Source organism: Stenotrophomonas sp. AS012628 (assembly GCF_010608305.1).
Taxonomy (GTDB): domain Bacteria; phylum Pseudomonadota; class Gammaproteobacteria; order Xanthomonadales; family Xanthomonadaceae; genus Stenotrophomonas; species Stenotrophomonas geniculata.
The window spans coordinates 1-208 of the sequence record NZ_VMBJ01000331.1 but is presented as its reverse complement, the minus strand read 5'-3'; the positions used below and the strand labels follow the sequence as shown (position 1 = coordinate 208).

Below are 208 nucleotides of genomic sequence, written 5' to 3'. Positions count from 1 at the left end.
CCCGTTCCACTGTTTCAGCATGCACAGCGCCGGCTGCCAGCGTTGCAGGTCATCGCGGCGATCGACCATCAATTCCTGCACCGCCTGCGGATGGAACAGGCACCAGAGGCGCTGCGGGACCATGCGGGCAACCGCGAGGTCCGGCTGCGCGACGTGCATCTTCTGCAACCAGGCCAGCGGATCGCGCTGCATCTCCAGCCAGTGGCGG

Annotated in this window: 1 protein-coding gene; it reads right to left on the bottom strand. The window is 66.8% G+C overall.

Annotated features, from left to right (window positions below; translation table 11 throughout):
• On the bottom strand, window positions 1-208 hold a 208-nt coding region (locus G5A07_RS22140; protein WP_223107918.1), incomplete at both ends, for a hypothetical protein.